Source organism: Salmonella sp. GDC200615 (assembly GCF_050574145.1).
Lineage (GTDB): Bacteria > Pseudomonadota > Gammaproteobacteria > Enterobacterales > Enterobacteriaceae > Salmonella > Salmonella enterica.
Window position 1 is genome coordinate 1,593,894 of sequence record NZ_CP192247.1, and the last position, 14,443, is coordinate 1,608,336.

Annotated in this window: 12 protein-coding genes and 1 pseudogene; 6 read left to right on the forward strand and 7 right to left on the reverse strand. The window is 51.4% G+C overall.

Annotation, left to right across the window (positions count from 1 at the left end):
- Positions 1-5: 5 nt before the first annotated feature.
- From ACQ29O_RS07400 to yeiP, 6 genes and pseudogenes are all read right to left on the reverse strand, one after another.
- Positions 6-1,811, reverse strand: coding sequence for an extracellular solute-binding protein (locus ACQ29O_RS07400; protein WP_000561739.1), 1,806 nt, complete (start codon positions 1,809-1,811; stop codon positions 6-8).
- A gap of 106 nt (positions 1,812-1,917) precedes the next feature.
- Positions 1,918-3,474 (reverse strand): cyclic di-GMP phosphodiesterase, encoded by a 1,557-nt coding sequence (locus ACQ29O_RS07405; RefSeq protein ID WP_000957752.1) that lies wholly within the window; start codon positions 3,472-3,474, stop codon positions 1,918-1,920.
- A gap of 325 nt (positions 3,475-3,799) precedes the next feature.
- Entirely contained in the window at positions 3,800-4,372 is a 573-nt protein-coding gene (mepS, locus tag ACQ29O_RS07410) for a bifunctional murein DD-endopeptidase/murein LD-carboxypeptidase (RefSeq protein WP_000241015.1), read from the reverse strand.
- 413 nt (positions 4,373-4,785) lie between these two features.
- Positions 4,786-5,447, reverse strand: a pseudogene (locus ACQ29O_RS07415) (hypothetical protein).
- 29 nt (positions 5,448-5,476) lie between these two features.
- Positions 5,477-6,463: a CobW family GTP-binding protein gene (locus tag ACQ29O_RS07420; RefSeq protein WP_020936892.1), complete on the reverse strand. Its 987-nt coding sequence runs from the start codon at positions 6,461-6,463 to the stop codon at positions 5,477-5,479.
- Between the two features lie 212 nt (positions 6,464-6,675).
- Entirely contained in the window at positions 6,676-7,248 is a 573-nt protein-coding gene (gene yeiP, locus ACQ29O_RS07425; protein WP_001136822.1) for an elongation factor P-like protein YeiP, read from the reverse strand.
- 324 nt (positions 7,249-7,572) lie between these two features.
- Here yeiP and ACQ29O_RS07430 point away from each other — a divergent pair, with 324 nt between their 5' ends.
- The 3 genes from ACQ29O_RS07430 (at position 7,573) to ACQ29O_RS07440 (ending at position 9,005) form a co-directional block, all read left to right on the forward strand.
- On the forward strand, positions 7,573-7,827 hold the full coding sequence (locus ACQ29O_RS07430) for a YkgJ family cysteine cluster protein (protein ID WP_001523448.1): 255 nt from the start codon (positions 7,573-7,575) through the stop codon (positions 7,825-7,827).
- Between the two features lie 388 nt (positions 7,828-8,215).
- Positions 8,216-8,338, forward strand: a complete 123-nt coding sequence (locus ACQ29O_RS07435; RefSeq protein WP_001519564.1) for a membrane protein — start codon at positions 8,216-8,218, stop codon at positions 8,336-8,338.
- Position 8,339: 1 nt separating this feature from the next.
- Positions 8,340-9,005, forward strand: coding sequence for a GNVR domain-containing protein (locus ACQ29O_RS07440; protein WP_001213897.1), 666 nt, complete (start codon positions 8,340-8,342; stop codon positions 9,003-9,005).
- A gap of 63 nt (positions 9,006-9,068) precedes the next feature.
- Here ACQ29O_RS07440 and setB read toward each other — a convergent pair whose 3' ends face one another.
- Positions 9,069-10,250, reverse strand: coding sequence for a sugar efflux transporter SetB (gene setB, locus ACQ29O_RS07445; protein ID WP_253336254.1), 1,182 nt, complete (start codon positions 10,248-10,250; stop codon positions 9,069-9,071).
- Positions 10,251-10,618: 368 nt separating this feature from the next.
- On the opposite strand from setB, the gene fruB reads away from it, so the two are divergent.
- The 3 genes from fruB to fruA are packed head-to-tail and all read left to right on the forward strand — an operon-like array spanning position 10,619 to position 14,392.
- Positions 10,619-11,749, forward strand: coding sequence for a fused PTS fructose transporter subunit IIA/HPr protein (fruB, locus tag ACQ29O_RS07450; RefSeq protein ID WP_020936893.1), 1,131 nt, complete (start codon positions 10,619-10,621; stop codon positions 11,747-11,749).
- The gene (gene fruK, locus ACQ29O_RS07455) at positions 11,749-12,687 is read left to right on the forward strand and encodes a 1-phosphofructokinase (protein ID WP_000091249.1); all 939 of its coding nucleotides are present in this window, start codon (positions 11,749-11,751) and stop codon (positions 12,685-12,687) included. The genes fruB and fruK overlap by 1 nt, the downstream gene beginning before the upstream one ends.
- A gap of 16 nt (positions 12,688-12,703) precedes the next feature.
- Positions 12,704-14,392, forward strand: coding sequence for a PTS fructose transporter subunit IIBC (fruA, locus tag ACQ29O_RS07460; RefSeq protein WP_000854397.1), 1,689 nt, complete (start codon positions 12,704-12,706; stop codon positions 14,390-14,392).
- Positions 14,393-14,443: the final 51 nt, after the last annotated feature.

Below are 14,443 nucleotides of genomic sequence, written 5' to 3' on the forward strand. Positions count from 1 at the left end.
TCTTACTACCTCCTGGCTGCCGGTAGTTTGGCGGCTTTGTTGACATCATACCACCAGGTATCTAACCCGATGGTATATACCGGGCGAATCGCCGGATGGGAGAATTTATCCCACCAGGCGAGCCTGTCTTGCGCCATATACCACATCGGCAGCATGTAATAGTTCCAGGTCAGCACGCGATCCAGCGCCCGTCCCAGTGGCACCAGTTTCGCTTTATCACCCTGCGCTGCGATAATTTGCGCGATCAGTTTATCCACCACCGGGCTTTGTACGCCGGGAGCGTTATAACTGGAGTCAATGTATTCCGACGCCCATGAGATTTGTAGATCGGAGCTGGGCCAGGGCATCGCCCGCCATAGCCTCGGCATCATGTCATAGTCGCGGCTGCGCATCCGGTTGGTGAGCTGAGAATTATCAACCTGACGGATAGTCATCGTAATGCCCAGACGCTGAAGATTATGCTGGAAGGGCAGAACCCACTGGCTATTACTGCTGGCAGGAAGGAGAAGTTCAAACGTCAGAGGCTTACCGGTGACGCTATTGACCCGTTGCTGTCCGTTGATCACCCATCCGGCCTGCGTCAACAAGGCGTCAGCTTTAAGAAGATTTTCGCGATCGTAGCCGTCGCCGTTAGAGACCGGCGGCTGATAGATCTGAGTGAAGACTTCAGGAGGAAGATCTTTTTTCATCGGCGCGAGTAATACCAGCTCATCGGCGTCAGGGTAATTTCTGGCGGCGTACTCGGTATTCTGGAAGTAACTGTTGGTTCGGCTGCAGGCATTATAGAACAGCGCTTTATTCATCCACTCAAAATCGAAGGCCAGGGTGACAGCTTCACGTACCCGCCGGTCTTTAAATACCGGGCGCTGAATGTTAAAGGCCAGCCAGCGTGTGTCCTGCGCCGACTCGTTTTTCTGCTCTTCTTTAATGATGTAATGATTATCGAAATTTTTACCGATGTAGCGCGTTGCCCAGTTTTTAGCGTCGTTTTCCAGCCGTAGATCAAATGCGCCCGCTTTAAACGCCTCGAAAGCGACATTGTCATCAAGGTAGTAATCGTAGCGGATAGTGTCGAGGTTAAAACGTCCACGATTGACCGGCAGATTAGCCGCCCAGTAGTTTTTGACGCGTGAATAGACAATGTACTGGCCCATTTTCCACTGAGTAATCCGGTATGGGCCGCTGGCTAAGGGCGGAGTTGAAAGCGGATCGCTGAGCTTGTGATTTTTCCAGAATTTTTCGGGCATGATCGGTAATGAAAACAGACTAAGCATGTCTTCTTTACCAGGCTTCGCCAGCTCAATTCGCACGGTTAAAGGCGCAATCGCCTTCACGGTAGTACCTTTATAGACCAGACGGAACTGCGGTACGCCTTCGGTCATAAACTTATGAAAGGTAAAGGCCACATCGCGGGCGGTAATGGGCGTGCCATCGTGAAAACGAGCGCGGGGATTAATCGAGATTTCCACCCAGGAATAGTCGGCGGCATAGCGGGCATGGTCGGCAATCAGCGGGTAATAGCTTCCGGGTTCATCATCCGAGGTGGTAAAAAGCGTATCGTAAAGGGCTTCGGTACGTACGCCGGGATTGCCGCGCAGCGAATAGCGATTGAAATTATCGAACGTACCAATGGCGGAAAGCGTCATCTGACCGCCTTTCGGCGCAGCAGGATTCACATAATCAAAGTGATCAAAGTTAAAAGCATACTTAGGTTCGCCGAGTACGGCGAAAGCGTAGCTTTCTTTGATTTCCTGGGCCTGGGCGCCAGCGCTAACCAGTGCGACAAGCAGAAGCATTACGCGCGCAATCATCTGAAGGCGGTTTCCTTATCGTATTGCCCGCTGCAAACCGGCAGGCGTTTCGCTGAATAATAAGTGACGTTGCGTCTGATGTGAATCCGTTAAAACCGTAAGGGGGCTACCATTCAGGCACAGAAGGCGCCGACATCCACAGCACGAAATCTTGTAGGGGTAAAGGACGACTAATCCAGTACCCCTGCAAGTAATTAACACCGTGATCGCGTAGCCAACGGGCCTGCTCCGGCGTTTCAACGCCCTCGGCCACCGTCAGCATATTCAGGCGTCTGGAGAGCGTCAGCACGGTATCCAGAACCGGAGACGTGACGGTTTCCGTGCCGATCGCCTGGATAAAACCGCGATCGATTTTCAGATAATCTAAAGTAAATCGCTCCAGATAAATCAGGGCGCTATGGCCTGTACCGAAATCATCTATAGCGATTTCAAACCCGGCGGAATGCAGCCATTCGAACAGTTTGGCCGCTTCATACTGCTGGAGCATATCGCGTTCAGTGATTTCCAGCACGATATGAAAATGGTGCGCGGGCAGGGCGTCCCTGAGCCGGTGCATATCCTCTTTAAAACTGTCGCTGTGCAGATGTTCCGGCGCGATGTTAATGCCAAATTTGGCACCGACGGGCATCACCTTCTGTAACGTGGGCGCGTCGCGGGCGATCAGCTCGAACAGATGCTGCGTTAACGGTACGATAAGTTGCTGCGCTTCGGCATAGTGGATAAAGGCATCCGGCGGAATCTCTCCTGCCGTAGGGTGACGCCAGCGCAGTAAGACTTCAAGCCCGGTGACGCTCAGCGTACGAGTATCGACGACGGGCTGATAAACCACATAAAACTGCTCGTGTTTGATCGCCGTTAAAATCTCTTTGCCCGGTCGCGTCCGGAGGGCATAGATAAAGTAACAGATAAACCCCGCTACGATGCCGCTAATGCAGCCCAGCATCAACGCATACCACAAGTCATTGTAGGTCCAGCTATCGGCATAAAGCTGTATTTTAAGCGGCAGGCCGTTGATAGTTGCCTGTCGTGAAGGCGTGCCCGGCAGCTCCGCGACGGTCAGCAGACGCGAAGAAAAGGTCGACAGCGCGGTATTGCCGACAATCAGCGCGATGCCGTTAAAATCATCCTGGCGCGTGGTATAGAGTAAGTAGGGCGTCAGGTTAATATTCAGCGATGTGAATACGCCGCTGTCATTTAATAATGGGTTTCGATACCAAATCACCATTGTCGGTTTGTTGGGCATCATTGGCGTGCCGGGCAGAATCGCCATAGCAACGTCTTTGCGGATATCTATATCCGGTACCAGTTGCTGAAGCGGCATATTCATGGCGCCAGTGGCGGAAGAGCAGAACACTTTTTTATCTTTAATCAATAAGAAGGCGCGGACATTAAGGCTAAAAGCGGCTCTTGAGGTGAGTTCTGCGCCAACCTGCTGACAGGTGTTGATCGTCAACGGCTGAAGAATATCGGTGGTGGCTTTCAGGTCGGCGAAATAGCTGGCCAGGTAATGTTGTACATCAGAAAGGAGCGTATTGTATTTAACATCCCGTTTATGCCACGACAGGAAAAATTGCAGGCTACCAATAAGTAATGCTGCCGCTATCCCCGTAATGATACAGGTAAGCAGGATTTTCCGACCGGAAGAGGAGTCGCGTGTAAGCATAATTCCTGGTGTGACCTGAAAAGGCGGATGCCGGTTAAACTGGTTGATTTATAAGACTATAGCCTGGATTACCCCGGATAGTCATGCTTTTCTGTGATGCGCAGGAAAGCGTATTGTCGCAGTAGTCGTTGGCGGAAACGACCTGAATGTCTGATGGCGCTATGTTTATCAGGCCTATGTTCGTGTGTTGTAGGCTGGATAAGAGGCGACACGTCGCTATTCGGTAAAACGGGTTCAGAAGGGATAATAAGCAAAAGCACTGCCGAAGCAGTGCTTTTTATGTCGTCTCATCAGGTAAGCCAAGGGAGGTGCTGCCTGATGAAGATTAACTGCGGCTCAGAACTCGACGCGCTTCATTGTAGCGTTTTTTCCAGTACGGTTCGTTCATACTGGAGATAATGACGCCGCTACTGGTAGACGCATGGACAAACTGGTTATTGCCGATATAAATACCGACATGACGACCAGTGGAACCGGCGCGGAACAGAACCAGATCGCCCGTACGCAGGTTATTGCGTGAAACTGCTTTGCCCATTTCCTGCTGTTCATAGGTTGAACGCGGAAGCTCTAAACCAAACTGTTCACGGAAGGTGCGCTGTACAAAGCTGGAACAGTCGACGCCTTTCTTGGTACTGCCGCCCAGGCGGTAACGCACGCCTTTCCAGTCAGCATACTGATCCATAATCCGCGACTTAACGTCGAGGTTACGCACCATATTTTCAAATTCATCCTGAGAGGCTTGCAGTGAAGAGCTATCGCTATTGCCCACAGCATGCGTCTCAGAATGCATATTCTTTGCGGTATTGGTGGTTGTGCTACAAGCAGAAAGCAGAACCGCAACTGCAATCGCAGGAATCCCGCGCAAAATATATCTCAAAATCGGTTGAGATTTGACCATGTTGTTTGTTTTCCCTTGAAGTCCTTAACGATAAATATCGTTATAAAAATGCCAAACGTGATGAGACTAATTACCTGCACAGCTTGAGACAATTCTTTGTGCACAAATCTGTGGCGGAACGCACAAATTTATTCGCAATGAGAATAATTATCTGGCGAGGCAAAACGAGTTTGAGATTACCCGATTGTTGCTGTCATTGCGAGCGATTTCGCGTGATTTTTTATAAGAATTTATGATACGAAAAGTGAGCTATCAGCACGGGTCAAATTAAGCGCAAATCGTTTAAAAATCGTGCAACCTGTTCATTTTGCAGAGGAATAATATGACCGAAAAATGATGGGCTGGGGGAATATCATCATAAATTACCTTCAACGATGTAAAACTATCGCTGAAGGTAATGTTAATTACATGGGTTATTTGTTTAAAATTTGTTTATTTCCGCCCGGGAGATAATTCTCAAAAAGCGCTATCGCCCGGTCGCTGAGCGGGGTCATCAGCCACCAGGGGAGGCCAATCAAAATAACCGTGAGCGACCCGACCACAATATCGGTGAACCAGTGAGCGCCAATCATAACGCGCGGAAACGCGAAAACCACAAATATAATAAGGGCGATATACCGTGATCGCCTGGGAAACTGTCTTTTGACGCGTCTTTTGTCGGGATGTGCAGCAACTCGCTGACGCGATAAATATGCTCAAAAGAGAGCGTTGGGCTGGCGCGCTTGACGGGGATCAGCGCCTGACCGAGTTGGTTAAGCACCACCGCTGTTAGCAGCATGACCAATCCGATTATCACAATGCGCCGCCGGCCCGACGCGTCTTCTTTTAGCCAGAAACTGAGCATCAGTCCGCCCATCGCCAGCAGCGAACAGCCGTCAAACGCCCGATTATTGGTAATAGCGACCCACCAGAGGAACGCGTGGCTTTCCACCAGTTTCTGGTTAAAGAAGTGGAATATGCCGGAATCAATGGTGAACCAGAAACCGTGATTGACGGGAAGATACCATGACAAAAACAGCGCCAGACCGGCGGCATTAAGCAGAATTATCAAGGAATAGCGGGTTTTCATCGTCATTTCGCCATAGTTTTTAAACGGTGGCAACCTTACGCGTGCGTCGCTAAACGAAGCTTCAACAAGGCCGTCTGTAACGTATTCCAGTCGGTTTCTGTGTTTGAGATAAGTTCAACCCGGCTATCCGGCGGCGCGACACTCTGTGTTTCGATGTGCAGGTCATCGCCCTGGCGATTGATGCGTACCAGCCCCTCTTGTATGTGCATAACGCCTTTCACCCGGCCCACCGGCGCCAGACGAGCCCATTCGAGGAGGCCAATGGTGTCAAACACGGTATCGGCATCGAAAATCCAGCCGCAGGCCTGATGACCCTGTCCGCTATTAAGGCTGCGTCGCCAGCGCTGCTGGGCGGGCAGATTTAGCGCGGCGAGTCCTTTTTTACTGGCATGAGTGTGAGAATGCGCGGCGCTGGCCGGCAGTTCCGCCAGATTTTGTCGCGGTAAATCCAGAAGCTTACCGTCTATCTGTCCATGTTCGGCATGAATCAGTTGACGATCGCCGCCGTACTGTCGCCACCACTGTTGCAGAGCGGCATCGCTCTGCGCCGTGGCGCGATCGGTCTTATTGGCGATGATAATATCGGCTGAGGCGAGCTGATCGCGGAAATTTTCATTGGCGACGTTCTGTTGGTCCAGTAGCAGGCGAGGGTCAAGGATGCAGAGCGTAGCGCGTAAATCAATCCAAGGCTCATAAACCGGCGCAGTTAATAAATCCAGAATCTGTTTTGGGTGCCCCAGTCCGGTTGGTTCAATCAGCAACCGGTCAGGTTTGCCCTGGCGCAGCAGCGTGTTGAGCCCCACCTGCATAGGCAATCCATTGACGCAGCACATGCAGCCGCCGGGGATCTCTTTTAGCAGTGCGCCGCTGTCGGCAAGCAGCGCGCCGTCAATACCCACTTCACCAAATTCATTAACCAGGACGGCCCACTTTTCAGCCGGATCTTTATGAGCTAATAAATGAAGGATAGAGGTGGTTTTTCCGCTACCGAGAAATCCAGTAATAAGATTGGTTTTGGTCACGTCAGCTCCAGAATATTGATACAACATAACAACTTTTAATAATCCTGGCGAATAAACGTGAAAAAGAGAAGTGCTGAGTTGACGAAGTCGTGCTTCTGCCATCTTAAGAGCAGAAAATGTTAAATTTTTAACGTTTCTCTTGCCTGGTGCAGAACAGTCAATAAATAAAAGGGGCAGACTGCGCCCTGGGGCGCAGCCGAAAAATGTGAAACTTAATCCGCGCGCCCCATATAACGGCGCTCTTCGATATGAATGCGGATTTTCTCTCCTGCGCTCAGGTATTCGGGAACCTGAATCACGAGACCGGTGCTTAATGTCGCGGGTTTGTTACGTGCGCTGGCGGACGCTCCTTTAATACCCGGCGCGGTTTCGACGATTTCCAGATCCACGGTCTGCGGAAGCTCTAGCGCCAGCAGTTGGCCGTCCCAGGTCAGAACCTGCATATCCGGCATTCCGCCTTCAGGCATAAACAGCAACTCTTCTTCAATCTGATCTTTGGTGAAGGTATACGGCGTATAGTCTTCTTTATCCATGAACACATATTCGTTGCCATCGACATAAGAAAAGTCAACGCCGCGACGGCTCAGGGTGACGGTATCAACGATATCGTCGCCTTTGAAACGTTCTTCCACTTTCAGACCGGTGCGGACATCGGAAAAACGCATTTTATACAGTGTGGCGGCGCCACGGGCGGTAGGCGACTGAATGTCGATATCTTTCACAATCAGCAATTTGCCGTTGTAGTTCAGTACCATACCTTTTTTGATTTCGTTCGCTCTTGGCATCGAGGAGATCCTGTTGTAGAGATTATCTAAAATATCGCGTAAAACTACTCGCGCCGGGCCATCCAGGCAAGTGGAATTGTCACTTTTGCTGGTGCAAAAAAGGTGATACTGTTCGCCCGCTTTCCGCTCCGCGTTCAACGAGAATAGGCGATGGCATGTCGCCCGGAGGGGGGAAGTGTGCTGTGTTGTCCCTTCTGTTTCCAGCCTTGTCTTCGGAATGTCTGAGGGCAGGTCTGATCATGATGACGTCCACATTTTAAATCTGGATTTTTCTTTGGACAAATTCTGTTATCTTTCATTTGGTTATAAATAGAGGGGCTGAGCATGGACTGTCGTAGCGGTTGTGGTGCTTGCTGTATTGCGCCTTCAATTTCGTCGCCGATACCCGGAATGCCGAATGGCAAGCCGATGAATACCAGATGCGTGCAGCTTTCGGAAGATAACTTGTGCCTTATCTTTGGCTCGCCTTTACGCCCAAAAGTGTGCTCTGGTTTGCAACCGACAGGGGACATGTGTTTAACGACCCGGGAAGAGGCCATTATTTATTTGCTGGAACTCGAACAGAAAACCTTACCATGATCTAAGCCGCTTTTGATAAATGTGCAGGGGCTTACGTTATATCCCGAAATAGTCTGCAAAAGCTGCGCATCAAATTACCTCCTTTTACCATTAAATAGCGTAATACATGCTTCCCTTATTTCGTGGCTTCTGAAGCGGTAGATGCCGCCGCTCAACCCCGTTGGTGCCTGAACGTGTACCGAACAAACCGTCACATAAAACAAAAACGATCAATTTTATTTATATGATAGTTTTTATCTATTAAAAAAGAGGAATTTTGATCGATTTTAATTATTTATAACGATCAATATAATGAATTTGATAGTTTATATCTATCATTGATGTATTTACCGATCGATATAACCAGTGTGAATGTGTTGTTATTTTCCTTTAAAATACTCGAATTCTTATGTGTGGGTTTTATCTTATGAAGAAATATACGTTCGCAGCCAGGGCGTTTATTTTTACGCTGGTGTTGCTTTTTGTTATTTCAGTATTCGGGTTGACTATTAGCGTTTTAAAAGGGATGTGAAATGCGGGGAGAAAATAGTGAAATTGATTTAGTCGACGTTTCCTTATTCCTTATAAGAAAATGGCTAAGTATCGTGATCGTTACCTTTATTTTTGTCGCCATTGGCTATGTTTTTGTGAGCGTGCAGCATGATACAAAGGTTGTGAGTATTACAATCAAACCTAATCTGGATACGCCTGCTACCTATGCGTTATGTGGCTATACTAATGATATTCAATGTAAAACAACGGTTATCCTTAACCAGTTTAGCCGTTTCTTGCCTGCGGAATATAAAAATAAAATAAGTTTTGACGCGAAAAATCAGCTTGTTCTTTTTAAGGCGCAGGGGAGGGAAGAAAGCGTCAATAATATTATTTCCACCCTGAAAAATAGTGTCGATAAAATGGCGGCATGGTATATCGATGATGGTGACATTAAACGTTATAGCGTGCATAAAAATATGTTACAAACGGAAACATATGCAAAGCTATCCTTGTTGTCGGAGGCGGTTAAAAATAATGCTAACATTGAAGTGATAGATGTTGCTGTCACACCAAAATATAAGATGCGGCTGGTGTTGGTTCTTTGCGGACTGATGGGCGTAATTTTCTCAATAACCGGTCTTTTATGTAGGAGGGCGCTTACAGAATATCGTTTTGAGAAAAAGACAATGAATGACCGCGCATGAACATTGCGCAGGGATAAACTCTGCGCTGAATGTGTCGAAGAGTAAAAGTATCAGGCTTGCAAGTTAAACATCTTTAATACGCGCCAGGCAGAACATGGTGGCGACAATCATGACTAACGCAAACCAGAAGACCGCATGATAATTCCAGATTTCTGCGGCGATTCCCGCCAGCGAACCGGCAATGATCCAGCCGACGCGAATGGTATTGGTATACAGCGTGGTGGCTGAACCCGCCTGGCCTGGCATGAGATCCTGAAAATAGAGCATGCCAATCCCGCCAAGAATGCCGATGTAAATCGCGTTCAGCAACTGCAAGCCGAGTAACGTTGCCGGCGCGTGCGCCAGCAACATCCCCGCATAAAAGCACAGTCCGGCGACAACGGCGATGCACATTAACAGGCGTTTTCCCAACCGTTTGGCGAAGTAACCTGCAATCAGCATTGTGGGAATCTCCAGCCCGGCGGCGGTGCCCATCATCACGCCTGCAAGTTTTTCCGGAAGATGCAGCTCATTGATGATAAACAGCGGCATATTAATGATATACAGGCTGTTAGTTCCCCACATTAACGTACAGATGACAAACAGCAACAGCGTATCGCGGCGATTACGACGCGGTGCTTCCAGCGTGCCGGTTGCCAGCGGCGCATCTTTGCGCATTGACGGTAAAAAGAACCACACCATGACGCCGCAGACGATAAAAGCTACCGCCGCGCTCAAATACATCACCGTAAAGCTAAAACCCATCGCCAGCGCATAGGCCAGCGGCGGCCCAATGACCCAGGCCAATGAGACTTGGGCGCGGAGGATTGAGCTGAACATCACCGCTTCACGACCTGTACGATCGGCATGTTCACGGGCGAGCGCAAACATCTGCGGGTTGGCGGTAGAGCCGAAGCTACTGAGAAAGACGCCGATAAACAGCAAAATAAAGTAGTTGCGGTTCCAGGCAAACAGCACGCAGGCCAACATGCCCAGCACGCAACAGAAAACGATCAGTTTTTTGCGATCGCCTTTTTTATCTGAGCGACCGGCCAGAAACTGGCTCACGATAATGCCGATAACCGCGCTGCCGGTAAAAAAGAATCCCACCATGCCGGGGCGGGCGTGAACCTCATCCGTCAGAAAAATACTGAGCGTCGGCGTCTGTAGCGCACCGGCAATACTGGTGAGAAAAGCGACGATCAAAAAGGCGGTAGACGTCAGGTCAAACGATTTAGGCGCAGCGGCGGCGGGACTGTTGTGCATGTTTCTATATCAGTGGTGTGAAGAGAGGCGGAGTTTACGCTTCCCGTCAGAAAATAAACAGGCGTCTGAATCAAAATCGACACGAAAAATCAAAATAGCATTCCAGTTTGTTACCAGGGCGTGCTGACGCAAGCTGAAAGAAAAAAGCTGAAGCCTTTTATGCGTCAGCTATTGAGGGTCTGTTGGAGAAAAAATGTGCTTCACCTCAAAAAATTGCTACAAAACCGGTAACTTTTCTTGCGTGCTGAAGCAGAAAGATCCAGACTTCTTGAAACGTTTCAGCGCGATCTGGTTTTTTTGATAACTCAGATTGGCGCTTTTTTTCTTATAGTGGCTGAATCGTTTCAATTCAGCGGGAGAGGAGACACATGTTCCAGTTATCGGTTCAGGACATTCATCCGGGCGAGCAGGCCGGAAATAAAGAAGAGGCCATTCGGCAAATCGCCGCCGCGTTAGCGCAGGCGGGGAATGTGGCGGGCGGCTATGTTGACGGTATGCTGGCGCGCGAACAGCAAACCTCGACCTTTCTTGGCAATGGTATTGCGATTCCCCATGGCACAACAGACACGCGCGATCAGGTGCTGAAAACCGGCGTTCAGGTCTTTCAATTTCCGCAGGGCGTTACCTGGGGAGAAGGCCAGGTCGCCTACGTGGCGATTGGTATTGCCGCCAGTTCGGACGAACACCTCGGCCTGCTGCGTCAGCTGACGCATGTGCTGAGCGATGACTCCGTGGCTGAACAGCTGAAATCCGCGATAACGGCGGAAGAGCTGCGCGCATTGCTGATGGGCGAGAAGCAAAGTGAACAATTAAAACTTGATAACGAGACGATGACGCTGGATGTCATCGCCAGCTCGCTGGTCACATTGCAGGCGCTAAATGCGGAGCGTCTGAAAGAGGCGGGAGCGGTTGATGCGGCGTTTGTCGCAAAAACGATTAACGATAGTCCGATGAATCTGGGACAAGGCATCTGGCTGAACGACAGCGCGGAAGGCAATTTGCGCAGCGCTGTTGCGGTAAGCCGTGCGACCCAGGCGTTTGACGTAGAGGGTGAAAAAGCAGCCTTATTAGTCACTGTCGCGATGAACGACGAGCAGCCGATTGCCGTGTTAAAACGCCTCGGCGACCTGTTGCTGAACAATAAAGCCGATCGTCTGCTGAGCGCCGACGCCGCGACGCTGCTGGCGTTGCTGACCAGTGATGATGCGCTGACGGATGACGTACTGAGCGCGGAATTTGTAGTGCGTAATGAGCATGGTCTCCATGCCCGTCCGGGCACCATGCTGGTGAATACGATTAAACAATTTAACAGTGAAATTACCGTGACAAACCTTTATGGAACCGGCAAACCGGCAAACGGACGTAGTCTGATGAAAGTGGTGGCGTTAGGCGTGAAGAAAGGCCATCGTCTGCGCTTTACCGCGCAGGGTGAAGATGCTGAACAGGCGCTGAAAGCGATTGGCGATGCGATCGCCGCCGGTCTCGGGGAGGGCGCATAATGAGCAGGCGTGTCGCCACCATTACCCTTAATCCGGCTTACGATCTGGTTGGGTTTTGCCCTGAAATCGAACGCGGCGAAGTGAACCTGGTGAAAACCACGGGTCTGCACGCGGCGGGCAAAGGCATTAACGTTGCCAAGGTGCTAAAAGACTTAGGCATCGACGTCACCGTCGGCGGTTTTCTCGGTAAAGATAACCAGGACGGTTTTCAGCAATTGTTCAGCGAACTGGGCATCGCTAACCGCTTTCAGGTGGTTCAGGGCCGGACCCGCATCAACGTGAAGCTGACGGAAAAAGATGGCGAAGTGACCGACTTCAACTTTTCCGGCTTTGACGTGACCCCCGCAGACTGGGAACGCTTTGTTAACGACTCCCTGAGCTGGCTGGGCCAGTTCGATATGGTCTGCGTCAGCGGTAGCTTACCGGCTGGCGTGAGTCCGGAAGCGTTCACCGACTGGATGACGCGTCTGCGCAGCCAGTGTCCATGCATTATCTTTGATAGTAGCCGTGAAGCGTTAGTCGCCGGTCTTAAAGCTGCGCCGTGGCTGGTGAAACCGAATCGCCGCGAACTGGAAATTTGGGCGGGTCGTAAGCTCCCGGAAATGAAAGATGTAATTGATGCGGCGCACGCGTTACGCGAACAGGGTATCGCTCATGTGGTGATTTCGCTGGGGGCGGAAGGCGCGCTGTGGGTTAACGCCTCAGGAGAATGGATCGCTAAACCACCGGCAGTTGACGTGGTAAGTACCGTCGGCGCAGGCGATTCCATGGTTGGCGGATTGATTTACGGCCTGCTGATGCGCGAGTCCAGCGAACATACGCTGCGTCTGGCGACGGCGGTTGCCGCGCTGGCGGTCAGCCAGAGCAATGTGGGTATTACCGATCGTCCTCAGTTGGCCGCAATGATGGCGCGTGTCGACTTACAACCGTTTAACTGACAGCAGGAGAGGCATAATGAAAACGCTGCTGATAATTGACGCTAATCTCGGCCAGGCTCGCGCTTACATGGCGAAAACCCTGCTTGGAGCGGCGGCGCATAAAGCAAATCTGGAAATTATCGACAATCCGAATGATGCTGAGCTGGCGATCGTGCTGGGCGAATCTCTGCCGAACGACAATGCTCTGAACGGCAAAAAGGTTTGGCTGGGGGATATTGGTCGCGCCGTCGCGCATCCGGAACTGTTTCTGAGTGAAGCCAAAAGCCATGCGACCCTTTACAGCGCCCCTGCTGCGGCTGCTCCTGCGGCGAGCGGCGGTCCGAAGCGCGTGGTCGCGGTAACGGCCTGCCCGACCGGCGTCGCCCATACTTTTATGGCGGCTGAAGCCATTGAAACAGAAGCGAAAAAACGCGGCTGGTGGGTAAAAGTCGAAACGCGCGGCTCCGTGGGGGCCGGCAATGCCATCACCCCGGAAGAGGTGGCGGAAGCGGATTTAGTGATTGTGGCGGCGGATATCGAAGTGGATCTGGCGAAGTTTGCCGGTCTCCCGATGTACCGCACGTCGACCGGCCTGGCGCTGAAAAAGACGGCGCAGGAGCTGGATAAAGCCGTAGCGGAAGCGACGCCGTATCAACCGGCGGGTAAGGCATCGCAAGCGGCGACCGAAGGGAAGAAAGAGAGCGCTGGCGCATACCGGCATCTGTTGACGGGCGTTTCTTACATGCTGCCTATGGTGGTTGCCGGGGGACTGTGTATTGCGCTTTCCTTCGCCTTTGGTATTGAAGCCTTTAAGGTGCCGGACACGCTGGCGGCGGCGCTGATGCAGATTGGCGGCGGTTCGGCGTTTGCGCTGATGGTGCCGGTACTGGCGGGTTATATCGCTTTCTCCATCGCGGATCGCCCAGGCCTTACGCCAGGTCTGATTGGCGGTATGATGGCGGTTAGCACCGGCTCTGGTTTTATCGGCGGGATCATTGCCGGCTTCCTTGCCGGGTATATGGCGAAGCTTATCAGTACCAAACTGAAACTTCCGCAAAGTATGGAAGCGCTGAAGCCAATCCTGATCATCCCGTTAATTTCCAGTCTGGTGGTGGGGCTGGCGATGATTTACCTGATCGGTAAACCGGTTGCCGGGATTCTGGAAGGGCTCACCCACTGGCTGCAAACCATGGGGACCGCAAACGCGGTGCTGCTGGGCGCGATTCTCGGCGGGATGATGTGTACCGACATGGGTGGCCCGGTGAACAAAGCGGCGTATGCGTTTGGCGTTGGTCTGCTGAGTACGCAAACTTACGCGCCGATGGCGGCGATCATGGCCGCAGGTATGGTACCGCCGTTAGCGCTGGGTCTGGCAACGATGGTGGCGCGTCGTAAGTTCGACAAAGCGCAGCAGGAAGGCGGTAAAGCGGCGTTGGTACTGGGGCTGTGCTTTATCACTGAAGGCGCTATTCCGTTTGCGGCGCGCGACCCGATGCGTGTACTGCCGTGCTGTATCGTTGGCGGCGCGTTGACCGGGGCTATTTCTATGGCGGTAGGCGCAAAATTGATGGCGCCGCATGGCGGTCTGTTTGTTCTGCTTATCCCAGGCGCAATTACGCCGGTATTGGGATACCTGCTGGCAATTGTGGCCGGTACGCTGGTGGCAGGACTGGCTTATGCCGTCCTGAAACGTCCGGAGACGGAAGTCGCGGCAAAAGCGGCATAAGAGAAACACGCTAAAAAAGGCAGAGCGCGCTCTGCCTTTTTTATTGCCTGA